The sequence below is a fragment of the Nocardioides sp. InS609-2 genome (genome assembly GCF_023208195.1).
GTDB lineage: Bacteria > Actinomycetota > Actinomycetes > Propionibacteriales > Nocardioidaceae > Nocardioides.
In genome coordinates this window covers 1,780,767-1,807,563 of record NZ_CP060034.1, presented here as the reverse complement: position 1 = coordinate 1,807,563, position 26,797 = coordinate 1,780,767, and the positions used below count along the sequence as shown (strand labels likewise).

The window sequence follows — 26,797 nt, the reverse complement described above, 5'->3', positions numbered from 1 at the left end:
CGTACGGTTCGGTCATGAGCTACGAAGCTGCGCCCGACCGCTACGACTCCATGGCCTACCGCTACACCGGGCGCAGCGGCCTCAAGCTGCCGCTGCTCTCGCTCGGGCTCTGGCAGAACTTCGGCGACGACCGGCCGGAGGAGACCCAGCGCGCCATCCTGCGTCGCGCGTTCGACCGCGGCGTCACCCACTTCGACCTCGCCAACAACTACGGCCCGCCATACGGCCGCGCCGAGGAGAACTTCGGCCGCTACCTGGCCGACGACTTCGCGGCGTACCGCGACGAGCTCGTCATCTCGACCAAGGCCGGCTACGACATGTGGCCCGGCCCGTACGGCCAGGGCGGCGGGTCGCGCAAGTACGTGCTGTCCAGCCTCGACCAGTCGCTGAAGCGGATGGGGCTCGACTACGTCGACATCTTCTACAGCCACCGCTTCGACGCCGAGACGCCCGTCGAGGAGACCATGATGGCCCTCGACACGGCGGTGCGATCGGGTCGCGCGCTGTACGCCGGCATCTCGTCGTTCTCGGCGGACAAGACCCGCGAGGCCGCGTCGATCGCCGTCGAGCTCGGCACTCCGCTGCTGATCCATCAGCCGTCGTACTCCATGCTCAACCGCTGGATCGAGGGGGACCTGCTGGACGAGATCGAGACGCAGGGCATGGGGTGCATCGTGTTCACGGCGCTGGCGCAGGGGCTGCTGACGGACCGCTACCTCGACGGGGTGCCGGCCGACTCGCGGGCCGCGCGCGACGACTCCACGATCGCCGGGCTCGACCAGGCCGTGCTCGACCGGGTGCGCGCGCTCAACGAGATCGCGCAGGGCCGTGGCCAGCAGCTCGCCCAGCTCGCGCTGCAATGGGCCGTCCGCGACCAGCGCGTCACGTCAGCTGTCATCGGCGCTTCGTCGGTGGAGCAGCTCGACACCAACCTCGACGCGCTGTCGTTCCCCGACCTGACCGACGACGAGCTGGCCGAGATCGACAAGCACGCCGTCGAGTCCGGCATCAACCTCTGGGCGAAGTCGACCGAGGAGTGACCGTTCTTCGTTGAGTTGCGCTCGCGTGCCCGTCGAGTTGCGCCGAATGCAGCCAAGCTGTGCGGGAGGCGCAACTCACGGGGTGCATAGGCGCGACTCAACAGGTATGGACGCGCAATTCAACCGGTGACGTAGGCCGCGAGCACGCCGGCCGCGAGGGCGAACGGCACCACGAGCAGACCCTCGAGCCCGAAGCGCACCAGCGAGATCTCGAGCCCGCGGGCCCGGCAGGCGCGCAGCCACAGCAGGTTGGCGAGCGAGCCCCATGCGAGCAGCATCGGGCCGACGTTGACCGCGACGAGCACTACGACCACGCGCACGAGGGAGTCAGCGAAGGGCTCGGCGACCAGGTAGGCCGGCAGGTTGTTGATCGCGTTGGCCGACACCGCCGAGACGCCGGCCAGTCGGCTCAGGTCGCCGAGCGAGGAGCCGGTGCCGAACAGGCTCTCCAGCAGCGGCGCACCCTCGACGACCACGATGTCGACGACGGCGAAGAGTGCGATCGCGAAGAGCAGCACCCCCCACGGCACCAGGCGCAGCAGTCGGCCGGGCGCGACCTGCTGCGGGCGTCGTACGGAGAAGGCGATGGTGAGTACGACGCCCGCCCCCAGCGCGACGACCCACGCCGGTGTCCCGACAACCACCGCGGGGCCGATCAGGGCGACGACAACGGCGGCAGTCCACAGCAGCACCGGGTCGTACGGCGGCAGCGTGCGCGGCACGACGTACGAGCCCGTGATCGCGCGCCGGTGCCGGACGAGCAGCACGGCCATCACCACCACCAGGATTGCGAACTGGGGCACCCACGTTGCGCGCAGGAACTCGTGGGCGTCGAGTCCGAGGCGCTCCTGGGCGAGCAGGTTGGTGAGGTTGGAGACGGGCAGCAGCAGCGAGGCGGCGTTGGCCAGCCAGATCGACGCGAACGCGAACGGCAGCGCGCTGATGCCGAGCTCGGCCGCGAGCGCGAGTCCGATCGGCGCGAGCAGCACGGCGGTCGTGTCGATGCTGAGCAGCCACGTGCAGAGCGTGGCCATCGCGCTGAACAGCAGGAAGAGGGTGAGCCGGCTGCCGCCGGAGATGCGGGCGGCAACGTGGGCACTGACGTCGAACAACCCGGCGTCGTCGCAGAGGTCGGCGACCACCTGAATCAGGACGAGGAAGAGCAGGACTGGCCAGACGCGCTCGGCCGTGTCCAGCAGAGCGGTCACCACGGCGTCACCCTACGGCTGCGAGCATGGCTTGCAACACGAGCGGCCCCCGTGGCGTTGGTAGGTCATGGAAGCGGTCATCCCCGGGACGAAAAGGAAGCCAGTGACTGACCCCGCAACGCCTCTCGGGGCAACGGGCGGCACCGACCTCGACTTCGACAGCTGGGTCGCGGCCCGCGGGCCGGCGCTGATGCGGCTGGGCTTCGTGCTCACCGGCAACCGCGCCGACGCGGAGGACGTCGTACAGGACGCCCTGTCGCGGGCCCTCGCGCGCTGGTCGCGGATCAGTGGGGTGTCCGACCCGGACGCCTACGTACGACGGATGGTGGTCAACGCGCACGTCTCCTGGTGGCGCAAGTTCCGCCGCCGCGAGACGCCGGTCGAGACCGTGCGCGACACCGCCGTCACCGAACCGGTGGCACCCGAGGAGCGTGACCGCCTCTGGCAGGCATGCATCGCGCTGCCGAAGGACCAGCGCACCGCGGTGGTGCTGCGCTTCTACGAAGACCTGGAGTACGCCGAGATCGCCGACCTGACCGGCGTACGCGAGGGCAGTGTGCGGTCGCGGGTCTCCCGCGGCATCGCCACCCTCCGCCAACAACTGGGCGACGAGTTTGGAGCAGACGATGAGTGACGAGTTCGAGCGCAGGCTGTCAGAGAGTCTTCGGCGTGCGGCCGACAGTGCAGGCGGTGCCACCGGCCTGGCACAGGGTGCGCGGTCCCGGCTCCGCCGGCGACGTCGTACGACGATCGCGGCGGCCGCCGCAGCCCTGGCCGTGGTGGCGGTGCCGGTGGGCATCCAGGTCGCCGGTGACGGCGGAGGCGACGGCGCCACCGTCGCGACCGACCCGTCCGTCGACCCGCCGGCCGGGCCCGTCATGCGGACCGAGTCGTGGCGCGATGCAACTGTCCAGGTGCCTGCCGACTGGGGCTACGGCTCCCTGTCGGCGTGGTGCGCGTCCGGCAACGGGGACAGCCCGCAGCCGGTCGTGCAGCGCCCGACGACGATCGCCCCGGCGATCGCCTGCAGCGGCCCGGCGAGCAGCTACGGCGTGCAGTTCGTCGACGCCCGCTCGAGCACGATGCAGAGCGACGAGGCTGTCCCGAGCGAAGTCGCTGACGGGGTCGACTACCCCGCTGGCGCGTGGTCCGGCTTCAAGGTGGTCGGCGGCACGATGGTGCAGGTGGTGGCCCCGGACGAGGACGCCGCGATGGCGATCTATGAATCCATCGCGTTGCTGGAGGGCCCGGATGCCAACGGGTGCCCGCAGGACCTGGGCCAGGCCGAGGCGGGCGGCGGCAAGGGTGGCAAGGACATCTCGCTGTGCCGCTACAGCGATGCCGACGAGCTCGAGTCCAGCAAGCTGCTGCCGCCCAGTGAGTCGGAGCAGCTGCTCGACGAGATCGCGTCGGCGCCGACGCTGGAGTTCGACGCCTCCTGCGACGGACCTGCCTCGGACCCGACCGTGATCCTCCAGGACGGCGGCTACCTCGCCACCCTGCGCACCGATGACCCGTGCGAGGAGCGCAACGGCGTGTTCCTGTCCGGTGTCGCCCACGAGCTCACCGGCGTCATCCGCGAGCTCACCCAGATGCCGTAGTGGGAGCCTCGGCTTCGAGGCTCGTCCCTTCGAGGCTCGCACGCTCGCACCGCAGCGAGCCTCGAAACCAAGGGCCCTCGGCGGGGATTCACGCCAGCGGGTCGAGCGCCCCGTGCTCGGTCACCGAAGCGGCGAGGCGAGACAGCTGGAACCCACCATCCCCGAACAGGTGGTCCAGCATCGTCAGGTGCGCGACGTAGGTGCCGACGGCGTACTCCGCGGTCATGCCGATGCCACCGTGCAGCTGGATCGCCTCCTGGCCGATGTGCCGTCCCGAGCGGCTGACCTGCAAGGCCACTCGCGACGCGGCGTCGGCGAGTGCCTCGGCGTCACCTTGGGCGACCACCATCGTGGCCCACTCGACCATGCTGTGGGTGAGCTCCTGCGAGACGTACATGTCGGCCGCCCTGAACGTCAGCGCCTGGAACGTGTTGAGCGTGACGCCGAACTGCTTGCGGCTCTTCAGGTAGTCGGTCGTGTTGGAGAGCGCGGTCTGCATCGCGCCCAGCGCCTGGTTGGCCGCCATCACGCGGGTGATGTCCTGCACGGTCGCGATGCTCGCGGTGACGTCCTGCCCGGCCGCGCCCAGCGGAGTCGCGGTCGTGCCGTCGAAGCTGATGCGGGCGGCCCGGGTGCCGTCGTACGCCGCGTAGCCGGTGCGCTCGGCGTCGTCACCGGACACCAGGAACAGGCCGGTGCCGCCGTCGGGCAGCGCAGCGCTCACGACGAGTACGTCGGCATGCGCGCCGTGGAGCACCGGCTCCTTGACGCCGCTCAGCGTCCATGAGCCATCGCTGTCAATCGCGCTGACAGCAGTCGCTGTGGGTCCCCAGCGGCGACCCGGCTCGTCGTGGGCGAAGGCAAGCACGCTGTCGCCGGCGGACAGGGCGCCCAGCACCGGCCAACGCTGCTCGGGGGTGCCGCAAGCAGCCACGAGCCCGCCGGCCAGCACCACGGAAGCGAGGTAGGGCTCGGGCGCGACGACCCGGCCGAGCTCGCGGCACACGATGCCGATCTCGACCGGTCCGGCGCCGACGCCGCCGTCGGCCTCGGCGAACGGCAGGCCCAGCAGGCCCATCTCGGCCATCCGGCTCCAGAGCGTCTCGTCGAAGCCGGGGTCCTCGGCTACCGCGTTGCGGCGGGTCTCGAAGTCGGCGTACGCCTTGCCGACCAGGCCCTTGACGGCATCGCGCAGCGCGACCTGCTCGTCGTCGTAGGTGAAGTCCATGTCAGTCCCTTCAGAGGCCGAGGATCGTGCGGGAGATGATCTGGCGCTGCACCTCGTTGGAGCCGCCGTAGATCGAGGCCTTGCGGAGGTTGAGGTACGTCGGCGTCGCGCGACGCGCCCAGCCGTCGAGGTCGGAGTCGTCTCCGGCGCCACTGGCCAGCGATCCCGGCCCGGCGAGGTCGACGACAAGCTCGCTGACGGCTTGCTGCAGCACCGAGCCCTTGAGCTTGAGCACCGACGAGGCCGGGTGCGGCTCGCCGCCGGCCGAGTGGGCCGCGACGCGCAGGGCGGTCAGCTCGAGCGCGAGCAGCTCGTTCTCGAGCTCGGCCACCCGGGCGCGCAGCAGCGGGTCGTCGGCGATGAGGTCGGCGGCCAGTTCCTTTGCGTACGCCAGCGAGCGCTTGGTCGCGCCCACCGGCGCGACGCCCACGCGCTCGTTGCCGAGCAGGAACTTAGCGATGGTCCAACCGCTGTTGAGCTCGCCGACGAGGTGGTCGCCGGGCACGCGGACGTCCTCGAACCAGACCTCGTTGACCTCGTGGCCGCCGTCGATGAGCTCGATCGGTCGCACCTCGACGCCGGGCGTGGCCATGTCGATGAGCAGCAGCGAGATGCCGGCCTGCTTCTTCACCTCGGGGTCGGTGCGCACGAGCGTGAAGATCCAGTCGGCGTGCTGGCCGAGCGTGGTCCACGTCTTCTGGCCGTTGACGACCCAGTCGTCGCCGTCGAGCACGGCGGTGGTGCGCACCGATGCGAGGTCGGAGCCGGCATCGGGCTCGGAGAACCCCTGCGCCCACCAGATGTCGAGGTTGGCGGTCTTCGGCAGGAACTCCAACTTCTGCTCCTCCGAGCCGAACTGAGCCAGCACCGGCCCGATCATCGAGGCGTTGAACGCCAGCGGCGTCGGCACCCCGGCCCGCTGCATCTCCTCGAACCACAGGTGCCGCTTCAGGTCGGACCAGCCGCGGCCGCCGTACTCCTCCGGCCAGTGGGGTACGGCGAGGCCCGCTTCGTTGAGGGTGCGCATGCTCTCGACCAGCTGGTCCTTGGTGAGCTCGCGGCCTTCCGTCACCGCCGTCCGGATCTCCTCGGAGACCTGCGTGGTGAAGAAGTCACGCATCTCCTGCCGGAAGGCCTGGTCCTCCTCGGACAGCTCGAGCTGCATGTGCCCCGCCTCTCTTGTGACCCGTCGGTAGTTCTCCTGCTCATCATGGCCCGTGGGCGGTGAGAACGGCATGTGCCCCCCGCCCAAACCTCGTGCGACGATCGCCGCATGGCTCCCCGACCCGACCGGCTCCCACCCGGGGTGCTGCAGATGCTGCGCGAGCGGCACCTGGCCACGCTGGTCACCCAGCGCGCGGACGGTTCACCGCATGCCGTACCTGTCGGCTTCACCTGGGACGACGACGTGCACGTCGCCCGCGTCATCACCGACGGGGAGTCGGTCAAGGCCGGCAATGCCAGACGCGGCGGTCGGGCGGCGGTCAGCCAGGTCGACGGTCGTCGCTGGCTGACGCTCGAGGGGCCGGTGCGCGTGCTCGACGACCCTGAGTCCGTGGCCGACGCCGTGCAGCGGTACGCCGAGCGCTACCGCAGCCCGCGCGTGAACCCGCGCCGAGTGGTGCTCGTCATCGACGTCGACCGGGTGCTGGGCGCCGGCTGGCCGGGCATCGACGACACCGCCTGATATCGGGATGCGGCCGGTGCGTCCATGCCGGACAATCGTCGCTCGTGGGTCACGTGGATGTTGCCGGAGTGCGTTACGAGCTGCCAGATGGACGGGTGCTGCTCGACGACGTCAGCTTCCGCGTCGGTGACGGAGCCAAGGTCGCGCTGGTCGGGGCCAACGGCGCCGGCAAGACCACCTTGCTCCGGATCATCACCGGCGACCTCGTGCCGCACGCCGGGGCGGTCACCCGGAGCGGCGGGTTGGGCGTGATGCGGCAGTTCGTGGGACACGGGGGTGCCGACGAGACCGTCGCCGACCTGCTGCTCTCGGTGGCGCCGCCCGCCGTACGCAAGGCTGCCGAGGAGGTAGACGCCTGCGAGCTGCGCCTCATGGAGCACGACGACGAGAAGTCGCAGATGCGCTACGCCGCGGCACTCTCCGACTTCGCCGACGCGGGCGGCTACGACATCGAGGTCGTGTGGGACGTGTGTACGACGGCCGCCCTGGGTGTGCCGTACGACCGAGCGAAGTACCGCGGCCTGCGCACCCTCTCGGGCGGTGAGCAGAAGCGACTCGTGCTCGAGTACCTCCTGCGCGGACCCGACCAGGTGCTGCTGCTCGACGAGCCCGACAACTACCTCGACGTGCCCGGCAAGATCTGGCTGGAGGAGCGGATCCGCGAGTCGGCCAAGACGATCCTTTTCATCAGCCACGACCGCGAGCTGCTCGCCAACACCGCGACCCGCATCGTCACCGTCGAGCTCGGCAGCGCCGGCAACCTGGTGTGGACCCACCCCGCCAGCTTCGCGACCTACCACCAGGCGAGGGAGGAGCGGTTCCTGCGCTTCGAGGAGCTGCGCAGACGCTGGGACGAGGAGCTGTCCAAACTCAAGGCGCTGGTGCTGATGTACAAGCAGAAGGCCGCCTACAACGACGGTCTGGCCAGCCGCTACCAGGCCGCCCAGACGCGCCTCCGCAAGTTCGAGGAGGCCGGTCCGCCCACGGAGCAGCCGCGCGAGCAGCAGGTCAAGATGCGCCTCAAGGGCGGCCGCACCGGCAAGCGCGCCGTCGTCTGCACCGACCTCGAGCTGAGCGGACTGATGAAGCCGTTCGACCTTGAGGTCTGGTACGGCGAGCGGGTCGCCGTGCTCGGCTCCAACGGCTCCGGCAAGTCGCACTTCCTGCGGCTGCTGGCAGCCGGTGGCAGCGACCCCGACATCGAGCACCAGCCCGTCGGTGAGGTGGCCATCAAGCCGGTCGACCACACCGGCAAGGCCAAGCTCGGCGCGCGCGTGCGCCCCGGCTGGTTCGTGCAGACCCACGAGCATCCCGAGCTGCGCGGCCGCACGCTGCTCGACGTACTTCATCGTGGCGACGGCTCTGCAGATGGGCGCAACGGCATGGGCCGCGAGCAGGCTGCCCGCGTTCTCGACCGCTACGAGCTCGCGCACGCGGGGGAGCAGAACTTCGAGTCGCTGTCGGGCGGCCAGCAGGCACGCTTCCAGATCCTGCTGCTGGAGCTCTCCGGCGCGACCCTGCTGCTGCTCGACGAGCCCACCGACAACCTCGACGTACAGAGTGCCGAGGCCCTCGAGGTCGGCCTGGCCGCGTTCGACGGCACCGTCCTCGCGGTCACCCACGACCGCTGGTTCGCGCGCTCCTTCGACCGCTTCCTGGTGTACGGCGGCGACGGCGCGGTCTACGAGTCCGACGGCCCCGTGTGGGACGAGGGCCGCGTGGAGCGGGCGCGATGAGTCTCGAGATCCGTGCGGTCGCGCTCGCCGACGAAGAGCTCTTCGCCCAGTGGCACGCGACGTACCTTGCCGCGAGCGAGCACGAGGTCGGCCGGTTCCACACCTGCTGGACGCTGCCCGAGCTGAGGGTCACGATGGAGCCGAACCGACGACGCTGGTCGGCGGGCTACGTCGGACTGGCGGACGGCGAAGTCGTCGTGTCCGGCTCCGTCGCCACGTCGCTGATGGACAACCTCGACTCCGCCGCCGTCGAGGTGCACACGCTGCCGGAGGCGCGGCGACGCGGCCACGGCAGCGCGATGCTGGAGGTTCTCGAGGACGTGGCCCGCAGCCACGGTCGGTCCCGCCTCGACTCCGAGGCCACCTTCCCGTACGCCGCGGGCAGCGCTGGCGACGGCGTGCCCGCAGTCGAGTTCGCGCAACGGCACGACTACCGCTTCGGTCTCAGCGACGTCGAGCGCGAGCTCGACCTGCCGGTGTCCGACGCCCTGCTGGCCCAGCTGGCGGCTGAGGCGACCCCGCACCACGCGTCGTACCAGCTGCGCTCCTGGGTCGGCGACATCCCCCAAGACATCGCACTGAGCTGGATGACGCTCTCCTCCAGCCTGATGACCGAGGCCCCGCTGGGAGAGCTCGAACGCGAGCCCGAGGTGGTCGACCTGGATGCGCTCCGTGAGGGCGAAACGAGCGTGGCGCGCCAGGGCCGCACCCGCTACAACACCGTCGCGCTCGACGCGGCCGGCGAGGTCGTCGCCTACTCCGATCTCGTCACCACGATCCACGAGCCCGGTCGCGCCTACCAGTGGGGCACGCTCGTACGCCGCGCCGACCGCGGCCACCGCCTCGGACTGGCGGTCAAGGTCGCGAACCTGTTGCTGCTGCAGCGCGAGCGGCCCGACATCACCCGGCTGACCACCTTCAACGCCGAGGTCAACGCGCACATGATCGGCGTCAACGAGCGGCTCGGGTTCGAGCCGGTGGCCCGGCTGGCGGAGTTCCAGAAGCGGCTGACCCAGCCCTGATGCCGGACAGTCCGCAGGTTCCCCGGCCGGGAGGTCCTGCGGACTGTTCGGAATCGCGCGTTGGTTACGGCGCCTCGGGGATCCCGCTCTCCGGCGGCGAGTCCTCGGCCTGGGCGGCGTCGGCCTCGGTGATCTCGGCGTCACCGATGTCGGTGGTCAGCACCGGGGTCAGGGGCTCGCCGACACCCTTCTGGATCTCGATGATGCTCAGGCCGGAGATGCCCAGGTGGCTGTCGGCGGTGAAGCGGTACGGCGCGAGCTGTGGGCCGTCGAGGTCCTGGCCGACCTCCTCGAGCGTCTCGACGAGACCGTCGCGGGTGAGGTCCTCGCCCGCCGCCTGCAGAACCTGCACGAACGCGTAGGCCTGGGACATGCCGTAGATGCGGTAGTTGCTGAGCTCGCCGTCGCTGCCCTGCTCGTCCCACACCTTCTGCCACAGCTGGACCCACGGGTCGTCCGGAGCGTCGACGCCGGGGATGTACTCCGAGGTCAGCACACCGTTGAGCGAGTTGTCGTCACCCTCGACGGCACCCTCGGAGAAGCGCGAGAGCAGTGAGCCGACGAGCGTGGGGTCGGAGCCGACGTTGCTGTAGTACCACTGCGGGTCGTAGCCGAGCTTGAGCGCGACGAGCTGGCTCAACGCGGTGTACGACGGGGTGTTGAAGCCCAGCACCAGGTCGGCGCCGGAGGCCTGCAGACCGGCGATCTGCGGGCCCACGTCGGTGTTGCCCGACGTGTAGCGCTCGACGCCGACGATCTGGTCGTCGACGTACTGCCGCACACCCTTCTCGCCGTCCTCGCCGAAGTCGTCGTCCTGCAGGAACAGGCCGACCTTCGCATCGGGCATGTTCTCGGCGATGTACTGGCCGATGATCTTGCCCTCGATCTCGTAGTCGGGCTGCCAGCCGAACGTGTAGGGCTTGCTCTCCACGTCGTCACCCCACTGGAGCGAGCCGGACGACACGAACACGTCGGGCACCTTCTCTTCATTGAGGAAGTCGACGACGGCGCTGTGCGTGGGGGTGCCGAGCCCGCCGACCATCGCGAAGATCTCGTCCTGCAGCACCAGCTCGTTGGTGACGGCGGTGGTGTTGGTGGGGTTGTAGCCGTCGTCCTTGACGATGTACTCGATCTTGCGACCGTTGATGCCACCCGCGGCGTTGACGTAGTCGAAGTACGCCTTCGCGCCGGTGGGGATCTCGCTGTAGCCGGGCGCAGCAACGCCGGTCAGCGGGAAGTGCGCGCCGAGGGTGATCGAGTCATCGGTGATGCCGACGTCGGTGGCGCCGCCGCCGCCGCTGTCGCCGCTGCTGTCGCTGTCGTCACGGCCACCCGCGCCGCACCCGGCCAGCACCAGCGAGGTGATGACGCCGGCGACCAGTGGGACCGCGAGCCGAGATGTGCGTTTCATGATGATGTTCCTTTCGAGGTGGTGGTGAGGGGGTTTGTCTTGCGCGAGCGCGCGATCAGGCCGCGGAGACTGCCGACGATGCCGGCCGGGGCCACCAGGATCACCGCGACCATGACGAGGCCGTAGACGAGCGGCGCGAGCTCGGCCGCCCGGATGTCGCTGAGGCCGGAGCCGACGCCGATGTCGGTGACGACTCCTGGCAGGAACGTCAGCAGGGCGGCACCGATGAGTGCTCCGGTGAGGCTGCCCAGTCCCCCAAGTACGACGGCCGCCAGCAGGGTGAGGCTGAGCGTCAGGCTGAATGCGCTCGGCGCGGCCAGCTTGACGGTGAAGGCCAGCATCGCCCCGGCCGCACCCGCAGCGGCGGCGCTGACCATGAACGCGGAGACGCGCGCGCGGCCCAGGTCGATGCCGGCGAGCTCGGCGGAGACCTCGTCGTCGCGTACGGCGCGCCACCGGCGCCCGACCCGGCTGCGCGCCAGGTTTGCGAGCAGCGTGAAGACGACGATCAGTGTCAACCAGGCGATGTACGCGACGTACCGGCTGCGGCTGAGCTCGCTGCCGGTGACGAAGAAGGCGGTGTTGAGCACCCATTCGGGGATGTCCGGCATCACCACGCGCAGCCCCTGCTCACCGCCGAGCGTCTCCTTGAAGAAGAGCGCGATCCCGGGCACTGCGACCGCCAGGGCCAGGGTCGCGCCGGCGAGGTAGGGCCCGTGCAACCGGGCGGCGGCTACCCCGACGGCGATGCCGACGACAAGGGTGACCAGCACGGCGGCGATGATCACCAGCACCAGCGGGGTCGACGACTCGCGGTCGGGCAGCAGCAGCGCAGCGGTGTAGGCGCCGAAGGCCATGAGCGCGCCGTGGCCCAGCGAGATCTGGCCGTTGAGCCCGGTGAGCACGGTGAGCCCGCCGGCGGCAATGCCGAGGTAGGCCATCGACGCGAGCTGGATGCTCCGGAACTCCGACACGCTCTCCATGACCGCGATCACCACCAACAGCGCCGCCCCGGCGCCGATCAGGTGCCGCGCGAGGGTGGAGTGCTGCCACAGTCCGCTGATCCGCTCGCGCATCAGACCCGCCGCTCCGCGGTCTGGGCGAAGATGCCGCCGGGACGCAGGGTGAGCACCAGCATCAGGATCACCAGGGCGGCCAGCGCGACCAGCTGCGAGCCGACGTACCCGCTCACGAAGCTCAGCGAGAGACCCAGCAGTAACCCGCCGACGACCGCGCCGAGCGGACTGTCGAGGCCACCGAGCACGGCGGCGACGAATCCGTAGACCACCACGGAGTCCATGAATCCGGGGTGGACCAGGCTGCCGCCCGCGATCAGCAGGCCGGCGAGCGACCCGACGAGGGCGGCGAGTGCCCAGCCGAGGGTGAGCATCTGCCCGACACGTACGCCGAGCAGCCGCGCGACCTCCTGGTTGAACGCCGACGCCCGCATCCGCAGGCCGAGGTCGGTGAAGCGGAACAGCGCGACCAGCAGCGCCATCACGATCAGCACCGAGACGATCGTGAAGATTCCGAAGCCGTTGAGCGCGATCGTGGAGTCGCCGACCTTGATGCCGCGCAGCCCGAAGGGTGCGGGGAACGACCGGTAACGGTTGCCGAAGATCACCGCGGCCAGGCCGTGGATCACGATGAACAGGCCCAGGGTGAGGATCACCGCGTTGATCTCGGCCTTGCCCTCGACGGGGCGTACGACGACCCGCTCCAGCACCGCGCCGAGGACCAGCCCGCTCACCAGTGCGGCCGCGAAGCCCAGCCAGTAGCTGTAGCCGGCGTCGATCACTACCAGCGCGACGAACGTGGTCATCATCGCCATCGGCGCCTGGGCGAAGTTGACGATCCGTGTGGAGCGCCAGATCAGCACCAGGGCGAGCGCGAACGCGGCGTACACCATGCCGAGGGTGAGCCCGCCGAGTGCGGTGTTGATGAACTGCTGCACGTGAGCCCCTTCCGAGACGTCAGAAACCTAGGTAGGCGTGGCGGAGCTTCTCGTCGCCGGCCAGGTCGTCGGCGGGGGCGTCGGCGACGACCCGCCCGAGGTTGAGCACGATGCCGTGGTCGGCGACCGACAGGGCGCTGCGCGCGTTCTGCTCGACGAGCAGCACCGTCAGCCCCTCGTCGCTCACCAAATTCTTCAGCAGGCCGAAGATCTGCGAGACGATGCGCGGCGCGAGGCCCAGCGAGGGCTCGTCGAGCAGCAGCATCGTGGGGGTGGCCATCAGCGCACGTCCGATGACGAGCATCTGCCGCTCGCCGCCCGAGAGCGTGTTGGCCAGGGCAGCGCTGCGATCGGCCAGGATCGGGAAGTGGTCGTAGGCCCGCTTGAGGTCGTCGGGTCGCACCCGGCCACCGCGACCCAGCCCACCGAGGCGGAGGTTCTCCTCCACCGTCAGCTCGGTGATCACGCCGCGCCCCTCGGGGACGTGGGCGAGACCCAGCTTCGGCATCGCCTCGGCGGGGAGCCGTTCGAGCCTGGTGCCCTCGAAGTCGATGCTGCCGGCCCAGGCCTTGTGCAGCCCCGACACCGTGCGCAGCAGGGTGGTCTTGCCGGCGCCGTTGGCGCCGAGCACCGCGGTGATCTCGCCCTTCGCGGCGGTGAACGAGACGTCGTCGAGTGCGGTGATCGGGCCGTAGCCAGCGCGCAGTCCGGTGAGCTCGAGCATCAGTCGACGCTCTCGCCGAGATATGCCGCGAGCACGGCGGGATCCTCGCGGACCTCGTCGGGCGCGCCGTGCGCGATGACGCGACCGAAGTCGAGCACCGTGATCTCGTCGCACACCCGCATCACCAGGTCCATGTGGTGCTCCACGAGCATCACCGACATCGAGTCGGTGAGCCCGCGCACCAGCTCGCCCAGCTCGTCCATCTCGCTCGACGACAACCCGCTCGCCGGCTCGTCGAGCAGCAGCAGGTCCGGCTCGGCGGCCAACGCTCGCGCCAGCGCGACCCGCTTGCGCACGGGGTAGGGGAGGCTCGGCGGGTAGCGGTCGGCGTACTCGGCGATCTCGAGACGATCCAGTACGCCGCGTGCCCGGTCCCGCATCGCCCGCTCGTCGCGCGACGTGCCGGGGAGGGCCAGCAGCGAGCCGAAAAACCCCGACCTGGCGTGGTGGTCGGCGCCGACCATGACGTTCTCGAGCACGCTGACCCGGTCGAAGAGCCCGAGCCCCTGAAGGGTGCGGGCCATGCCGAGGCGGGGCAGGTCGGTAGGCCGGAGCTTGTCGAGCTCCTTGCCCTGACGGACGATCCGGCCGCTGTCGGGCTCGACGAAGCCGCACGCGACGTTGAAGAGGGTGGTCTTGCCCGCGCCGTTGGGGCCGATCACACCGTGCACCTGATGGGGCAGGATCCGCAGCCCGACCTCCGACAGGGCAGTCAGTCCCCCGAAGGTGACGGTGATGTCGCTCAGCTCCAGCTCGTACGGCGCCGCCATCGCTCCCTCTCGGCTCGGGGGGTGGTCTAGAGGTGTGACCTGTACCACTGTGGTTGCCCGGGGCGCCAAACACATTGGGCGTAGCGCACAAAATGCCGTGACGAGATGCCGCCCAGGGCTGGCCCGCGGTGTGCGGGGAGTGCGACGGTGGCTCGATGAAGACCCAGGCGAGCGGCACTTCCCCGGTGACAGACGACCCGGTGGCCAAGGCCTGGAGCCAGCTCCTGGACCGCTCCGACGCCATCGCCGACGTCATCTCGAGCCGGATGCTGGCCCAGCACGCCGCGGCGTACGAACGGATCGGGCCGCACCTCATCGACGACGTGCGGCACAGCTCTCGCGAGCACATCGGCCGCGGCCTGGCGATCCTGGCGGGCCGGCTCGACGCGCGGTCGGCGGTCGAGCTGTGGCGCGAGACCGGCCGGCGAAGGGCAAGGCAGGGCGTACCGCTCGAGCTCGTGCTCAATGCCTACACGATGGGCGCGCGGGTGCTGTGGGAGTCACTGATGGAACTGGCCGTGACCACGACCGGAATCAACGACAAGTCGCTGCTGGAGGCGGCGCGAGGCGTGTGGTCGGACCTCGACGTGCAGAACGGCGTGCTCATCGAGGCCTACCACCGGGAGAGCGCCCGGCTGCTGCGGCGTGACCAGCAGCGCCAGCAGACGGTGCTGGACGGGTTGCTCGACGGTCGCGGAGCCGACCAGGCCTTCACCGAGGAGGCCCGGTCGCTGTTCGAGATCACGGCGGGCGACCGGGTGGCCTGTGTTGTCGCGCTGTCCGACGGGCCGCAGACGGATGCGGCCGGCGCGGTCGAGGACCGGCTCGACCGGCACGACATCCGGACCCGCTGGCACGTCCGCTCGGGGGCCGCCTTCGGCCTCCTGGCCGGGTTGCTGCCGGACGAGGACACCCTGGTCGACCTGATCGGGCCCAACCCGCCCGGACGGGTGGGTGTGGCGGCGAGTGCCGAGGGGCTGGCCGGCTTCGCCACGGCGTTCCAGCTCGCGCTGCGGGCGGCCCAGACCCTGCCTCGCAACGGCCGCGGCGCCGTCGCGGTCACCGCCCGGCTGCCGGAGGTGCTGCTGGCCGGCGACAGCCACGTGACTCCGCTGCTGGTGGCGCAGACCCTCGGGCCGCTGCTGGAGCACGGCCAGGCCGACACCCTGCTCGCGACCCTGTCAGCGCTGCTGCGCCACGACGGCTCGCCCACCCACGCCGCGGCCGAGCTGTTCTGCCACCGCAACACCGTAATCTACCGGATGAAGCAGATCGAGAAGCTGACCGGCCGTGACCTCACCGACCCACGGGACAAGATGCTGCTCTGGCTCGCGCTGATGGCCGGGCCGTAGCGGCCGACCGCGCGACGTACCCGCGGCGTCCACCGGCACGTCATACGAACCGTGGAAGCGGGTCCACGATTCGGATGACGTTGCGCGGGGCCGGCTGGCTCAGGAGCTGGACGCGGTGGAGTCGGAGTCGAGCGTGAGCTCGGCTGTGCTCGCCTTGCCGTCTCGGGTGTAGGTCACGGTGACCTTGTCGCCCGGGCGGTAGGAGCGGACCGTCGCGACCAGGTCGTCGGCGCTGTCGACCAGCGCGGAGTCGACCTTGGTGATCACGTCACCGGCCTCGAGCCCGGCGTCCGCGGCGGTGGAGCCGTCGGTGATCTTCTCGATGCGAGCGCCCACGTCGTCGGTCGGCGTCTGGCCTTCCTGGCCGCCGAGCTGACCGGGCTGCTGGCTCTGCGGGTTGGACGCATCGGTGACCTGGATGCCGAGCCGCGCGTGGGTCGGGGTTTCGCCCTTGATCATCTGGTCGACGATCGGCATGACCTCGTCGATCGGGATCGCGAAGCCGAGGCCGATCGAGCCGGCCTCCTCCTGCGAGCCGCTGGACGCCGTACGGATCGAGGAGTTGATGCCGACCACGCTGCCGGTCATGTCGACCAGCGGACCGCCGCTGTTGCCGGGGTTGATGGCCGCGTCGGTCTGGATCGCGGGGTACGTCGTGGAGTTGCCGTCGGAGTCGGTGCCGACGTTCACCGGCCGCGCGAGTGCGCTGACGATGCCGCTGGTGACCGTGGCGTCGAGGCCGAACGGCGAGCCGATCGCGACGACGCCCTGGCCGACCGCGAGGTTGTCGGACTTGCCGATCGTCGCGGGCGTCAGGCCGGAGACACCCTCGGCCTTGATCACGGCGGTGTCGGTCAGCGGGTCGGTGCCGAGCACCGTTGCGTCGGCGCGGGTGCCGTCGCTGAACGAAACGCTGATCTTCCCGTCCTGGCCGGCGGTGTCGACCACGTGGTTGTTGGTCAGGACGGTGCCGTCCTCGCTGAGGATGATGCCCGAACCCGACGCGGCCGAGCTCGACGTGGTGACGGCGATCTTCACGACCGACGGCAGCACGTTCGCTGCCACGTCCTGCACCGAACCGGCCTCCGCGGGTGCCGTGCCCTGGTCGACGACCTGGCTCGTGCGCGTCGGGGTGGTCGAGGTCGAAGTCGTGCTGTCGGAGTTCCACGCGTCGTACGCCGCGGCGCCACCGATGCCGGCGCCGCCACCGACGAGCAGGGACGCGGTGACGACCGCCACCGCGAAGCCCGTGCGACCACGGGGCTTGCGCTCGCGCGTCGCGACAGGAGAATTGGGCAGCGGGCCGAGAGGAGTCGTCGGCTCCTGCTCGTTGCCGGGAGGACCGTAGAAGCTGGGAGGCGGGGTGTCGTTCATGTCCCCGACGATGCCCGGCCCTGCTGTGAACAGCCTGAGACCTCGCTGCGCGTTGACTTAAGTCTCAGTAGAGCGTGTCGTCGATCTTGCGCACCGAGTCGCCGCGGCGTACGACGCCCGCCGAGACGACGCGCGCGTTGAAGCCACGTAGCCGCAGCTCCTTGCCCTCAGCGGAGTTGACGAAGCGCTCCGCCTCCCGCCCGAAGTAGCGCACGAACTTCTTGCAGCCGTTGTGCGGCTTGGCCGTCACCTCGATGATCGCGCCGCCGTCTTCGGGGTCGCCGATGGCCAGTCGCGAGCCGACCGGAAGGTTGGCGTGTGAGATGTCGAGGTCGACGTACAGCTGGTCGCCGGCCATCGCTCGCGTGTCGTCGTCGGCGGCGAGCAGGCCGACCATGCGCGAGCTCGTCACGTTGACCTGGGCATCGAGGTGGCGGCCGGTCGCGATGGCGCGAGAGGTCGCCCGCTCGAGCCAGTTGTCGCCGACCATGCCCAGCTCGAGGTCGAGGATGCCTTCCGGCATCACCTCGCGCTTCCCGTTCGCAGGCCGGCGGGCCACCATGTCGAGCGTGCCGATGCCGCTAGGCGCAGCCCTGAGATGCGCCATCTGTTCGGCGAGCCGAGCGGTGGACGGGAGCGGCATGGGCAGATTCTCGCATCCGGGCCGACGCCCTTGTCCGGGTGTGTGCGCTGGGCCACAATCAGCGCACGCCAATCTGGGAGGACCCCGTGTCTGCACCGTCCGTACCCGCACCCACGTTCATGAACGATGGCCTTGCCTTCTGGGCCGAGACCAACCCCGACGGCGAGTGCATGACCTACGGCGGGCGCACCTGGACCTGGTCGCAGTGGGATGAGCGCGTACGTCGGCTCACCGGCGGACTGTCCGCCCTGGGCATCGGCCGCGGCGACGTGGTCGCCTTCCTCGACAAGAACCACCCGGCGTGCGTCGAGCTGAGCATGGCCGCCGGCTCGCTGGGAGCCGCCAACGCCATCGTCAACTGGCGTTCCGCCGGTGACGAGGTCGACTACGCCGTCAACGACTCGGGTGCGCGGCTGCTGATCGTCGGCACCGAGCTGATGCCGGTGATCGACAAGATCCGCGACCGGCTCCCGAAGGTCGAGAAGATCATCGAGGTGACGGCAGACGGAGCCGAGGGTGACGAGTACGAAGCGTTCCTCGCAGCGCACGAGCCGATGTCACGCGCCCCCGACGCGAGCCCCGAGGACCCGTGCCTGGTGATGTACTCCTCCGGGACGACGGGCCGCCCCAAGGGCATCATGCTGACGCACACCAACATGGTGGCCCACACCGTGAACTCGCTCGACGGCATGGAGTTCGACGACGGCGACAAGATCATGGTGGCGATGCCGCTCTTCCACGTCGGCGGCTCGTCGTACGTCCTGAGCGGACTGCACTTCGGCCTCCCGTCGATCATGACGCGCGACCCCGACGGCGCCTCGCTCGCCGGCGCGATCATGCAGGGCGCCAACCGCACGTTCCTCGTGCCCGCCGTGCTCGCGCAGGTGCTGCAGTCCGGGCCCGAGGCGGTCGCGGTCTTCGGCAAGCTGAAGAGCTACACGTACGGCGCGGCGCCGATGCCGCTTCCCCTGCTGCGCGCGGCGATGGCTGCCTGGCCCGACACCGACTTCATCCAGGTCTACGGGCTGACCGAGGTCGGGGGCGTCGCCACGCACCTGATGCCGGAGGCGCACCGCGACGAGTCGCACCCCGAGCGGCTCGTGTCGGCCGGCCAGCCCATCCCTGGGTGCGAGGTCCGGATCGTCGACCCGGCGACGCTGGAGGACCTGCCGGTTGGTGAGCACGGCGAGATCTGGCTGCGCACGCCGCAGCTGATGAAGGGGTTCCTCGGTCGTGAGAAGGAGACCCGCGAGGTGGTCACCGACGACGGCTGGTTCCGCACGGGTGACATGGGCCGCGTCGACGACGAGAACTTCGTGTTCGTGCAGGACCGGCTCAAGGACATGATCATCAGCGGCGGCGAGAACATCTACTCGCCCGAGGTCGAGCGGGTGCTCGCCGAGCACCCGTCGGTGATGGAGGTCGCCGTGATCGGCGTACCCGACGACCGCTGGGGAGAGACCGTGAAGGCGGTGGTGTCGCTCAAGCCAGAGACGACGGCCACCGAGGACGAGCTGATCGCCTGGTGTCGCGAGCGGATCGCGACGTTCAAGTGCCCGAAGTCGGTCGACCTCATCGAGCTGCTGCCGCGCAACCCGACCGGCAAGATCCTCAAGCGCGAGCTGCGCAAGCCCTACTGGGCGGACCGCGACTCGGCCATCGGCTGAGGTCAGTCCCGGTCGACCAGAGCGAAGACGCGTGCCGGGAAGCCCGATCCCTCGCGGGGCTTGGGCCAGGCGGCGACGACCAGCGCGCCGGTCGGGGGCACCCGGTCGAGGCCGGTGAGCAGCTCGATCTGCCACTTGTCGGCGGACAGGATGTAGGTCTCCGCGGGTGCCGAACCGCCCGCGACGACGGTGCCGGGGTCGGTGTCCGTGGTGTCGTGACCGACGGCAATGACGCCGCGCTGCTCGACGAGGAACGTCAGGGCCCCGACTCCCCAGCCGGGGTAGTGCGCGGTGCCGTCGGCGTCACGGTTGGCCATGGCGTCGTTGTCGGGCCAGCGCTCGGACCACCCGGTCAGCAGGGCGACGAAGGCGCCTTCAGGGATCCGGCCGTGCTGCTGCTCGTGGGCCTCGATGTCGGCAGTGGTGACAGCGTGGTCGACGTCCGCGGCGACCTGTTCGCGTACGTCGACCACCACCAACGGCAGCATCATGTCGGTCACCGGGATCTCGTCCAGGAAGCGACCGCCGCGCGCGAAGTGCGCTGGCGGGTCGACGTGCGTGCCCCACTGTCCGATGTGGCTGTAGCGGTGGGCGAGGAAACCCGTGCCCGCCGAGCCGACGCCTTCGTCGAAGTGGAAGAGGGTCTCGCGCTCCTCGTCGGGGAACGCGAAGTAGTGCGGGATGCCGGGCCCGAACGCGTGCGTCAGGTCGATCCACTCGCACGTGCGGAGGCGAGCGAGGACGTCGGCAAGGGGTGCGCGTGCGTTGTCGGCCATCCGTCGGATGTTAGCCGGGCGGCCGACATCGAGTGCCTGCTGGCCGCGCATAGGGTGCGCTCATGACCACGGCCCGCACCGTACCGGTGACCACCGAGATGGACGGTGACGAGCTCGATGCCGAGGACGCCTGGCACCTCGCCCGGCGACACGGACTGCGCACGATCCTGGTCGGTTCCTTCGTGCGCTTCCGCTACGGAGACGGCTTCACCAACAGTCGCGCCCTCGCGTTGCAGGCGTGCCTCGCGGTGGTGCCGTTCATGCTCGCCGCCACCGGTCTGGCCGCCGACATCGACGACGACCGACCAGCCCGCGTGGTGGCGGCCACCATCAACGCCGTGTCGCCCGCCTCCGGTGATGACGACGCAATCGTCGATGCACTCACGACCGGCTCCGAAGGTGCGGGTGAGCTGGCGCTGGCACTCGGCCTGCTCTTCGCGATCGTCTCGATGACGACCGCGATGGCCCAGATCGAGCGCGGGGCCAACCGCATCTACGGGATCCGGCGCGACCGGCGGGCGCCGTACAAGTACGGGCGGGCGGCGATCTTCACCGCGCTGCTGGCCGTGCCAGTCGGGTTGGGCTTCTTGATGCTGGTCGCCGGTGGTGCGTTCGGCGACGCGATGGTGAGCGAGTACGGCTGGTCCAGCGGGTTGCGCACCGCCTGGAACTTCGTGCGCTGGCCGGTTGGTCTGCTGATGCTCGTGGTCACGATCGCGGTGATCTTCGACCACGCGCCGCGACGACGTCAGCCCGCCCTGTCGTGGTTGGCGCTGGGGGCCGCGATCTCTGTGGTGCTGAGCATGGGCGCAGCGGCCGGACTGGCGGCGTACGTCAATCTCAGTGCGTCCTTCAGCAGCACGTACGGACCGCTTGCGGGCGTCTTCGCGCTGCTGGTGTGGAGCCTGCTCTCGTCGATCGCGGTGTTCTACGGCATTGCGGTGTGCGCACAGCTCGAAGCCCTGCGCGTGGGCGAGCCCGAGCCGGCGTACGACGACCCGGGGCGCCCGCACCGGCAGCAGATCGCCGGCTGAGTCACTCGGGTTCGAGGGTCAGGGTCAGCTTCTTCAGCAGCCGGTTGAGCTGGGCCTGCTCCTTCGCCGTGAGTACGCCGACCAGCGCGTTCTCCGCGTCGCCCCGGCGGCCCATTGCGCGGCGCCAGGTGTCGGCTCCGGAGCGGGTGACCTCGACCCCGATGCGGCGGCGGTCCTCCGCGGACGCGCGGCGCTGGATCCAGCCGGCCTTCTCCAGGCCGTCGAGACGGCCGGTGATGCCGGCGGGGGAGACCCCGAGGTCGTGGGCCAGGGCGGTCGGGCTGGCGTGGCCGGGGGTGTCGCGGATCATCAGCATGTGCAGGGTGTCGTACTCGAAGTCCTGCAGGCCGGTGTCGGCCAGCGCGGCCTTCTTCGTCGACTTGAGATAGCGCGCGATGGCGCCGATGCGTTCGACGACGCCCTCGACCTCGTCGTCGAAGTGGATGTCGATCCAGTGGTCGCGCCAGCGCGCGACGTGGCGGTCCACGCAGTCCTCTGCCATGCGACGAGAATATCCGAAAGAACTTCATTGACGAATAATTCGCTGGCGAAGTAATCTCTCGCGCATGTCTGTCTCGACCCCTATTCGTCCGTCTCGGCTGCGCGGTCCGCTGGCGTTCGCGCCGTACCGCTTCCTGGTCGCGGGCACGACCATCAACTCGCTGGGCAACTCCATCACTCCGGTGGCGCTGGCCTTCGGTGTGCTCGAGCTGGGCGGCACTGCCTCGGAGCTGGGCCTCGTGGTTGCGGCGTACGCGCTGGCCGAGGTCGTGACGCTGATGTTCGGCGGTGTGCTGGGCGACCGGCTGCCGCGCCAGGTGCTCATGCAAGGTGCGGCCGCCGGCGCCGCGGTGACCCAGGCCGTCATCGCGGCCGCGCTGATCGGCGGGTGGGCGACGGTGACGCTGCTCGGGGTCATCGGGCTCGCCAACGGCTGCTTGTCGGCTCTGAGCGGGCCGTCGTCACAGGCGATGACCCGGCAGACCGTCCCGGTCGAGCACCTCTCCACCGCCGTGGCGCTGCGCCGGCTCGCGCAGAACACCGCCGGCGTCATCGGCTTCGCTAGCGCGGGCGTGCTGGTCGCCGTGTTCGGGTCGGGCTGGGCCATTGCGATCGACGCGCTCACCTTTGCCCTTGCTGCCGGCTGCTTCGCGCTGATCAAGGTGCCGGCGGTGGTCGCTTCGGGAGACCGGCAGAGTCTGATCGGTGACCTGTGGGCCGGCGCGGCGGAGGTCTTCAGGCACACCTGGCTGTGGCTGCTGATCGGGCAGGCGCTGCTCTACCACCTGTTCTACGGCGGTGTGCAGGGCGTGCTCGGCCCGATCGTGGTCGGTGACGCCTACGGCACCGCAGCGTGGGGCTGGGCGCTGGCGCTGCTGATGGCCGGGTTCATGGCCGGGGCGCTGGTGTGCCTGCGTTGGAAGCCGCGCAAGGGCCTCGCGATCGGCACCGTGTTCCTCGCGATGACCGCCTGCTTCCCGGCGGCGATGGCGCTCACCGATGCGCTGCCGCTGCTGCTGCTCGGCGCCTTCCTGCACGGCTTCGGTCTCGAGATCTTCAGCGTCAACTGGGACCTCTCGATCCAGACCGAGATCCCTGAGGACAAGCTCGCCCGGGTCTACGCCTTCGACGTCGTCGGCTCGTTCGTGGCCCGTCCGCTCGGCCTGGTGCTCGTCGGCCCGGTCACCGCCCTCACCGGCATCGGGCCCTGGCTGGTCGTCGTCGCCATGATCATGGCCGGCAGCTCGCTGCTGGCGGCCGCCGTACCTTCCGTGCGGAGGCTTGAGCGGCAGTAGGATCCGACGATGGGACGCTCCGGGATCGAGGAAGCGAACGAGCACGACGATGCCAGCGCGAGCATGGACACCGGCATCCACGGCCAGAGCCTGAACATCAGCGGCTGGTTCGCGAGCCACGCCGACACCGGCCGGCCCGGTCCGCACGTGCGCCTGGGTGCCTACCGCAGCACGATGAGGGACGCGGTCCTCAAGACCAGCCAGATCCCCGAGCTGATCGATTGTCTCAACCTCGTCGCCGAGCGCATCGACCGGCAGTGGGAGCGGGACCGGGACGAGTTTCTCAAGACGTTCCCGTCGGACGCCCCGGATCCCAACGACCCGGCCGTAATCCGTCGGCGGCGCATCGAGCACCTGGAGCTCAACGAGCTGGTGGCAGCGCACATCACCGAGGTCGTCGAGCTCGTCGTCGGGGCTGCAGACATCCACGAGGCCTCCGACTCCGTCGCCGCACTGCTCGACGTCGACCCGATGGCCATCCAGGTGCACCTGCTCAACCACTCGCTCTTCGGCCTCACCCGTGACTCTCGCGCAGCGCAGGACAGGAAGCTGGGGGAGCTGCGGGACGAGGGCCCCATCGCTGGGTGAGGTGCGAGGAGCGCCAGCGACGAGCCTCGAAACCGAGACCAGTCGGTGGACGACGAGTGTTTCGATCAGTTGTCCACAATCTGGCCGATCGGGCCCTGAAGTGTCGGTGGTCACTGATTGGCTTCTCGTATGGCGATCACGACGAGCGAGCTCCCCGACACCGCATCCGCGGTGCTCGCGTTCGCGCGTTCTTCGCGTGCCACAGCCGATCGTGCCGAGGCCGAGTTGCTGGTGGCGGCGTGTGAGTGGGCCGATCTGCACCCGGCTTCGTCGGTGCTTGATGCGGCGGCGTTCCTGCTCGGCGGTGGCTCGGAGCATGAGGAGCCGGTCGCTGGTCCGGGTGCGCCGTTGGTGGCGGAGTTCTGCATCGCGGAGTTCGGTGCCGTGCTCGGCATCTCCACGGTGTCGGCGAAGCACCTGATCGGTCAGGCGATCGAGCTGCGGCACCGGCTCCCACGGTTGTGGCGACTGGTCCAAGCCGGCGACCTGCCCGCCTGGCGAGCCAGGCGGATCGCCGAGACCACCATCCACGCCGGGCTCTCCCGTGAAGCAGCGTCGTACGTCGACGCCCAGCTCGCCCCGTTCGCGCACCGCACCTCGACCTCGGCGGTGGACCGGTTGGTGGATGCGGCGATCGCCCGGTTCGACCCCGCCCGCGCCGCCGCGGAAGCCCGGCTCGCGGCCGACGGGCGGCATGTGACGATCGAGGAGGAGCAGGTGTCGTTCGCCGGCACCATGCGCGTGACCGCGGAGCTCGACCTGGCCGACGCCCTCGACTTCGGCGCCGCCGTCGCCCACGGTGCAGACGTCTTGAAGAGCCTGGGGTCCGAGGAGTCGCTGGATGCGCGTCGGGCGTCCGCGGTGGGGCAGATGGCGCGGTCCCAGCTCGCCCTGCCGTTGGTTGGTGAGGTTGCGCAGCAACCGTCTCGAAACCAAGGCTCACCGGGACGGCAGCTCGTCCTGCACGTCCACCTGACCGACGGCGACCCGATCGCCCGCCTCGAACGCGGCAACCTCGCCACGATTGAGCAGATCCAGCAGTGGTGCGGCCAGTCCTCCACCGAGGTGGTGGTGAAGCCGGTCATCGACCTCAACGAGCACATCGTCTGCGACGGCTACCACCCCTCGGCCCGGCTCCGCGAGCAAGTCATCCTCCGCGACCGGACCTGCGTCTTCCCGTGGTGCAACAGACCATCACGGGCTTGCGACCTCGACCACATCATCCCGTGGGAGTCCGGCGGCGAGACCTCGTCGCACAACCTCGCCGCGCTCTGTCGGCGACATCATCGCCTGAAGACCCACGGCGCCTGGTCCTACCGGCGCACCGGCCCCGCGACGTACACCTGGACCAGCCCCCACGGCCACACCTTCGTCAGGGACGACGCCGGGACCAAGCCCGGTTGACCACCACGCCCCACACCCCGCCGACACCACCGCCGGCGGGGCTTCACGGCTGCCTAACGACGGCGCAGGATGCTGAACCACCGACGTGCCTTGCCGACGGAGGGCGGCCGGTCATTGGGCTCGGGCGCTGTCAGCCGAGGAGTGCTTGGCAGCGGACGGATGCCGGCGTGGAAGGCGACGGCCCGACGTTCCTGGTCTGGGCTCGACCAGCCCGAGAGCAGCACACCGATCCTGTCGCGCTGGTCTCCGGCCAGGGGTTGCCAGGTGGTAGCAGCTGCTGACGCTAGCCAGCTTCGGATGCCTTCACTGCCCTCTCCAGCCAGATGCGGGTCACCGTCGGCTGCCGCCCGGAGGTCAGCCTCGACCCGGTCCCAGCCCCCGCATCCGCGCATCAGCCGCCATCCGGCGCGGCGCGACCATGCCTGCCGAGAAGCCCAGGCTTCTCGTGAGTGATCGGCTCCCACGCCCGCACGAGACAGCACCCGGGCGGCTCGGGAGGCGACCCGGGGACTGGGGTCGAGAAGCAATGGCAGGAGCGCGGCGGGCGCCTCGTCTGGCGACGTGGCGGCGAGGCCACCCACAGCCGCGGCGCGCACACGGGGCGCGGGGTCGGAGATGCCCTCGAGGAACAAGCCGAGGTCGTCGACGCCACCCAAGCTCGCAAGGCCGTCCAGGCAGGCCGCCCGCATGATCACGGAGCCATCGCCTGCTGAGAGCTCGCCGCGATACCAGGCGGCGACATCGAGGTTGCGCCGGCGAGCGCGCCATCGGGCTGCCTCGCGTAGCCGGGGCGCGCGGTCGGCGGTCAGGGCGAGCAATGCGTCATCCGGCAGGTCAGCGTCGGGGACCTTGGTGATCGCCGTCAGCCGGACGTTGACTGACCGGGCCGTGAGCAGCTCGGCGAAGTCCTCAGGTCGAGCCACGTCCATCAGCCATTCAGCACACCAGGCCAGGAGCAGTTGGTCCTTCTCGGACGCCACCGCGGTCAGGAGATTCTCGCGGGTGAGCAGGTCGCGACCGTGCGCGAACTCGAACGCCCAGCGCCGCACGTCGCGATCGCTGCTGGTCATCAGGTGACCAGCGACGGCCGAAGGGGAACCGCACTCCAGCAGCATCGTGGTCACCGCAGTCAGAGCGGCCGGACCGAAGTGCCGATGTCGGCCCGCCAGGATCACCTTGAGTGCGTCCGGTGCTACCTCCACATCCATGACGTTCCGCAGGCCGTCCAGAGCCGCATCCCTCACCTCGGGCACGTGGTCCAGCGCGCGAACGGCGAGGGCAGCAGTCACCAGAGGACCGGAGCCCAGCCCTAGAACACGCACGGATCGTTGCCGAATCCGGCCGTCGACATGAAAGGCCGTTACGGCGGCGACAAACCAGCTCGTTTCCTTGAGCGCGGGACCGAGCCAGCCGCGCACTCCGCTGCCGGGCATGCCGTGCGCCGTCCGGCACCGACGCGCCGCGGCGTCCACAAGGAGCCACTCTCGTCCCGACAGGGACTCCAACCGCTGAGCTCCCTGGACCCAATCCGCCGAGGCGCCCTCCACAGCCGCTCGCGACAGTGACAAGGCAAGGTCATGGGCCTCGACAGCAGTCAGCACGCCAACATGATGTCCCGAAAGCCCCGACCGGGCGACCGCAATCCGCGAAGGTTGCGCACGCACGACGCCCCGGCAACCAACGGGCTGCCGGGGCGTCGTACGCGATCAGGTGGGGCTCAGGCTCAGCGCCCCTTGGTCTCGACACGCCGGTCGCGAGCTCGCGGGCTCGGTCGCGCGGCTC

At 70.1% G+C, this 26,797-nt stretch carries 25 protein-coding genes; 12 read left to right on the top strand and 13 right to left on the bottom strand.

All coding sequences use genetic code 11. The features are described 5' to 3' along the window. The first annotated feature begins 14 nt into the window (after window positions 1-14). Complete coding sequence (mgrA, locus tag H4Q84_RS09465) at window positions 15-1,040, top strand: L-glyceraldehyde 3-phosphate reductase (protein ID WP_248583143.1); 1,026 nt, start codon at window positions 15-17, stop codon at window positions 1,038-1,040. Between the two features lie 119 nt (window positions 1,041-1,159). Here mgrA and H4Q84_RS09460 read toward each other — a convergent pair whose 3' ends face one another. Then, window positions 1,160-2,251, bottom strand: coding sequence for an SLC13 family permease (locus H4Q84_RS09460; protein WP_248583142.1), 1,092 nt, complete (start codon window positions 2,249-2,251; stop codon window positions 1,160-1,162). Between the two features lie 100 nt (window positions 2,252-2,351). Between H4Q84_RS09460 and H4Q84_RS09455 the strand changes: the two genes are divergently transcribed. Continuing rightward, complete coding sequence (locus H4Q84_RS09455; protein ID WP_248583141.1) at window positions 2,352-2,882, top strand: SigE family RNA polymerase sigma factor; 531 nt, start codon at window positions 2,352-2,354, stop codon at window positions 2,880-2,882. Continuing rightward, window positions 2,875-3,849, top strand: coding sequence for a hypothetical protein (locus tag H4Q84_RS09450; protein ID WP_248583140.1), 975 nt, complete (start codon window positions 2,875-2,877; stop codon window positions 3,847-3,849). Before H4Q84_RS09455 ends, H4Q84_RS09450 begins: the two co-directional genes overlap by 8 nt. An 88-nt stretch (window positions 3,850-3,937) precedes the next feature. Here H4Q84_RS09450 and H4Q84_RS09445 read toward each other — a convergent pair whose 3' ends face one another. Together H4Q84_RS09445 and H4Q84_RS09440 are read right to left on the bottom strand one after the other, a co-directional pair. Next, the gene (locus H4Q84_RS09445) at window positions 3,938-5,077 is read right to left on the bottom strand and encodes an acyl-CoA dehydrogenase family protein (protein ID WP_248583139.1); all 1,140 of its coding nucleotides are present in this window, start codon (window positions 5,075-5,077) and stop codon (window positions 3,938-3,940) included. 10 nt (window positions 5,078-5,087) lie between these two features. Continuing rightward, window positions 5,088-6,242, bottom strand: a complete 1,155-nt coding sequence (locus H4Q84_RS09440) for an acyl-CoA dehydrogenase family protein (RefSeq protein ID WP_248583138.1) — start codon at window positions 6,240-6,242, stop codon at window positions 5,088-5,090. Window positions 6,243-6,350: 108 nt separating this feature from the next. Here H4Q84_RS09440 and H4Q84_RS09435 point away from each other — a divergent pair, with 108 nt between their 5' ends. Genes H4Q84_RS09435 through H4Q84_RS09425 form a run of 3 tightly spaced genes read left to right on the top strand, consistent with a single transcriptional unit; the run spans window position 6,351 to window position 9,522 of the window. Further along, complete coding sequence (locus H4Q84_RS09435; RefSeq protein WP_248583137.1) at window positions 6,351-6,764, top strand: PPOX class F420-dependent oxidoreductase; 414 nt, start codon at window positions 6,351-6,353, stop codon at window positions 6,762-6,764. A gap of 44 nt (window positions 6,765-6,808) precedes the next feature. After that, window positions 6,809-8,500 carry an ATP-binding cassette domain-containing protein gene (locus tag H4Q84_RS09430; RefSeq protein ID WP_248583136.1) on the top strand — a complete coding sequence of 564 codons (1,692 nt, stop codon included), beginning with the start codon at window positions 6,809-6,811 and terminating at the stop codon, window positions 8,498-8,500. Further along, the gene (locus H4Q84_RS09425) at window positions 8,497-9,522 is read left to right on the top strand and encodes a GNAT family N-acetyltransferase (RefSeq protein WP_248583135.1); all 1,026 of its coding nucleotides are present in this window, start codon (window positions 8,497-8,499) and stop codon (window positions 9,520-9,522) included. Before H4Q84_RS09430 ends, H4Q84_RS09425 begins: the two co-directional genes overlap by 4 nt. A gap of 64 nt (window positions 9,523-9,586) precedes the next feature. On the opposite strand, the gene H4Q84_RS09420 is transcribed toward H4Q84_RS09425, so the two are convergent. The 5 genes from H4Q84_RS09420 to H4Q84_RS09400 are packed head-to-tail and all read right to left on the bottom strand — an operon-like array spanning window position 9,587 to window position 14,381. Further along, window positions 9,587-10,933: an ABC transporter substrate-binding protein gene (locus H4Q84_RS09420; protein ID WP_248583134.1), complete on the bottom strand. Its 1,347-nt coding sequence runs from the start codon at window positions 10,931-10,933 to the stop codon at window positions 9,587-9,589. Further along, window positions 10,930-12,009, bottom strand: coding sequence for a branched-chain amino acid ABC transporter permease (locus H4Q84_RS09415; protein WP_248583133.1), 1,080 nt, complete (start codon window positions 12,007-12,009; stop codon window positions 10,930-10,932). The genes H4Q84_RS09420 and H4Q84_RS09415 overlap by 4 nt, the downstream gene beginning before the upstream one ends. Beyond that, the gene (locus tag H4Q84_RS09410; RefSeq protein WP_248583132.1) at window positions 12,009-12,887 is read right to left on the bottom strand and encodes a branched-chain amino acid ABC transporter permease; all 879 of its coding nucleotides are present in this window, start codon (window positions 12,885-12,887) and stop codon (window positions 12,009-12,011) included. The genes H4Q84_RS09415 and H4Q84_RS09410 overlap by 1 nt, the downstream gene beginning before the upstream one ends. 19 nt (window positions 12,888-12,906) lie before the next feature. After that, window positions 12,907-13,611, bottom strand: coding sequence for an ABC transporter ATP-binding protein (locus H4Q84_RS09405; RefSeq protein WP_248583131.1), 705 nt, complete (start codon window positions 13,609-13,611; stop codon window positions 12,907-12,909). Next, a complete protein-coding gene (locus tag H4Q84_RS09400) occupies window positions 13,611-14,381 on the bottom strand; it encodes an ABC transporter ATP-binding protein (protein ID WP_248583130.1) in 771 nt (256 codons plus the stop codon). The genes H4Q84_RS09405 and H4Q84_RS09400 overlap by 1 nt, the downstream gene beginning before the upstream one ends. A gap of 155 nt (window positions 14,382-14,536) precedes the next feature. Here H4Q84_RS09400 and H4Q84_RS09395 point away from each other — a divergent pair, with 155 nt between their 5' ends. Further along, complete coding sequence (locus H4Q84_RS09395) at window positions 14,537-15,733, top strand: PucR family transcriptional regulator (RefSeq protein ID WP_248583129.1); 1,197 nt, start codon at window positions 14,537-14,539, stop codon at window positions 15,731-15,733. Window positions 15,734-15,832: 99 nt separating this feature from the next. Here H4Q84_RS09395 and H4Q84_RS09390 read toward each other — a convergent pair whose 3' ends face one another. Further along, entirely contained in the window at window positions 15,833-17,107 is a 1,275-nt protein-coding gene (locus H4Q84_RS09390) for a trypsin-like peptidase domain-containing protein (protein WP_248583128.1), read from the bottom strand. Between the two features lie 64 nt (window positions 17,108-17,171). Continuing rightward, the gene (locus H4Q84_RS09385) at window positions 17,172-17,750 is read right to left on the bottom strand and encodes a hypothetical protein (protein WP_248583127.1); all 579 of its coding nucleotides are present in this window, start codon (window positions 17,748-17,750) and stop codon (window positions 17,172-17,174) included. A gap of 86 nt (window positions 17,751-17,836) precedes the next feature. On the opposite strand from H4Q84_RS09385, the gene H4Q84_RS09380 reads away from it, so the two are divergent. Continuing rightward, window positions 17,837-19,417, top strand: coding sequence for a long-chain-fatty-acid--CoA ligase (locus tag H4Q84_RS09380; RefSeq protein WP_248583126.1), 1,581 nt, complete (start codon window positions 17,837-17,839; stop codon window positions 19,415-19,417). Between the two features lie 2 nt (window positions 19,418-19,419). On the opposite strand, the gene H4Q84_RS09375 is transcribed toward H4Q84_RS09380, so the two are convergent. Next, a complete protein-coding gene (locus H4Q84_RS09375; RefSeq protein ID WP_248583125.1) occupies window positions 19,420-20,193 on the bottom strand; it encodes a cyclase family protein in 774 nt (257 codons plus the stop codon). Between the two features lie 62 nt (window positions 20,194-20,255). On the opposite strand from H4Q84_RS09375, the gene H4Q84_RS09370 reads away from it, so the two are divergent. Further along, the gene (locus tag H4Q84_RS09370; protein ID WP_248583124.1) at window positions 20,256-21,227 is read left to right on the top strand and encodes a YihY/virulence factor BrkB family protein; all 972 of its coding nucleotides are present in this window, start codon (window positions 20,256-20,258) and stop codon (window positions 21,225-21,227) included. Between the two features lies 1 nt (window position 21,228). Here the strand turns inward: H4Q84_RS09370 and H4Q84_RS09365 are convergent, their stop codons facing one another. Continuing rightward, window positions 21,229-21,729: a MarR family transcriptional regulator gene (locus H4Q84_RS09365; protein ID WP_248583123.1), complete on the bottom strand. Its 501-nt coding sequence runs from the start codon at window positions 21,727-21,729 to the stop codon at window positions 21,229-21,231. A gap of 64 nt (window positions 21,730-21,793) precedes the next feature. Between H4Q84_RS09365 and H4Q84_RS09360 the strand changes: the two genes are divergently transcribed. From H4Q84_RS09360 to H4Q84_RS09350, 3 genes are all read left to right on the top strand, one after another. Next, window positions 21,794-23,023: an MFS transporter gene (locus tag H4Q84_RS09360; RefSeq protein ID WP_248583122.1), complete on the top strand. Its 1,230-nt coding sequence runs from the start codon at window positions 21,794-21,796 to the stop codon at window positions 23,021-23,023. Window positions 23,024-23,032: 9 nt separating this feature from the next. Beyond that, entirely contained in the window at window positions 23,033-23,611 is a 579-nt protein-coding gene (locus tag H4Q84_RS09355) for a hypothetical protein (RefSeq protein ID WP_248583121.1), read from the top strand. 129 nt (window positions 23,612-23,740) lie between these two features. Continuing rightward, window positions 23,741-25,015 (top strand): HNH endonuclease signature motif containing protein, encoded by a 1,275-nt coding sequence (locus H4Q84_RS09350; protein ID WP_248583120.1) that lies wholly within the window; start codon window positions 23,741-23,743, stop codon window positions 25,013-25,015. A 53-nt stretch (window positions 25,016-25,068) separates the two neighbouring features. Here H4Q84_RS09350 and H4Q84_RS09345 read toward each other — a convergent pair whose 3' ends face one another. Further along, window positions 25,069-26,304: a HEAT repeat domain-containing protein gene (locus H4Q84_RS09345; RefSeq protein WP_248583119.1), complete on the bottom strand. Its 1,236-nt coding sequence runs from the start codon at window positions 26,302-26,304 to the stop codon at window positions 25,069-25,071. Between the last annotated feature and the right edge of the window lie 493 nt (window positions 26,305-26,797).

What these genes read in the sequence shown, in the direction of transcription:
- mgrA (WP_248583143.1), top strand. Translation starts at nt 15, where the DNA reads ATGAGCTACGAAGCTGCGCCCGACCGCTACGACTCCATGGCCTACCGC.
- H4Q84_RS09450 (WP_248583140.1), top strand. Translation starts at nt 2,875, where the DNA reads ATGAGTGACGAGTTCGAGCGCAGGCTGTCAGAGAGTCTTCGGCGTGCG.
- H4Q84_RS09445 (WP_248583139.1), bottom strand. Translation starts at nt 5,077, where the DNA reads ATGGACTTCACCTACGACGACGAGCAGGTCGCGCTGCGCGATGCCGTC.
- H4Q84_RS09440 (WP_248583138.1), bottom strand. Translation starts at nt 6,242, where the DNA reads ATGCAGCTCGAGCTGTCCGAGGAGGACCAGGCCTTCCGGCAGGAGATG.
- H4Q84_RS09435 (WP_248583137.1), top strand. Translation starts at nt 6,351, where the DNA reads ATGGCTCCCCGACCCGACCGGCTCCCACCCGGGGTGCTGCAGATGCTG.
- H4Q84_RS09425 (WP_248583135.1), top strand. Translation starts at nt 8,497, where the DNA reads ATGAGTCTCGAGATCCGTGCGGTCGCGCTCGCCGACGAAGAGCTCTTC.
- H4Q84_RS09420 (WP_248583134.1), bottom strand. Translation starts at nt 10,933, where the DNA reads ATGAAACGCACATCTCGGCTCGCGGTCCCACTGGTCGCCGGCGTCATC.
- H4Q84_RS09415 (WP_248583133.1), bottom strand. Translation starts at nt 12,009, where the DNA reads ATGCGCGAGCGGATCAGCGGACTGTGGCAGCACTCCACCCTCGCGCGG.
- H4Q84_RS09405 (WP_248583131.1), bottom strand. Translation starts at nt 13,611, where the DNA reads ATGCTCGAGCTCACCGGACTGCGCGCTGGCTACGGCCCGATCACCGCA.
- H4Q84_RS09400 (WP_248583130.1), bottom strand. Translation starts at nt 14,381, where the DNA reads ATGGCGGCGCCGTACGAGCTGGAGCTGAGCGACATCACCGTCACCTTC.
- H4Q84_RS09395 (WP_248583129.1), top strand. Translation starts at nt 14,537, where the DNA reads ATGAAGACCCAGGCGAGCGGCACTTCCCCGGTGACAGACGACCCGGTG.
- H4Q84_RS09390 (WP_248583128.1), bottom strand. Translation starts at nt 17,107, where the DNA reads ATGAACGACACCCCGCCTCCCAGCTTCTACGGTCCTCCCGGCAACGAG.
- H4Q84_RS09385 (WP_248583127.1), bottom strand. Translation starts at nt 17,750, where the DNA reads ATGCCGCTCCCGTCCACCGCTCGGCTCGCCGAACAGATGGCGCATCTC.
- H4Q84_RS09375 (WP_248583125.1), bottom strand. Translation starts at nt 20,193, where the DNA reads ATGGCCGACAACGCACGCGCACCCCTTGCCGACGTCCTCGCTCGCCTC.
- H4Q84_RS09370 (WP_248583124.1), top strand. Translation starts at nt 20,256, where the DNA reads ATGACCACGGCCCGCACCGTACCGGTGACCACCGAGATGGACGGTGAC.
- H4Q84_RS09365 (WP_248583123.1), bottom strand. Translation starts at nt 21,729, where the DNA reads ATGGCAGAGGACTGCGTGGACCGCCACGTCGCGCGCTGGCGCGACCAC.
- H4Q84_RS09360 (WP_248583122.1), top strand. Translation starts at nt 21,794, where the DNA reads ATGTCTGTCTCGACCCCTATTCGTCCGTCTCGGCTGCGCGGTCCGCTG.
- H4Q84_RS09355 (WP_248583121.1), top strand. Translation starts at nt 23,033, where the DNA reads ATGGGACGCTCCGGGATCGAGGAAGCGAACGAGCACGACGATGCCAGC.
- H4Q84_RS09350 (WP_248583120.1), top strand. Translation starts at nt 23,741, where the DNA reads ATGGCGATCACGACGAGCGAGCTCCCCGACACCGCATCCGCGGTGCTC.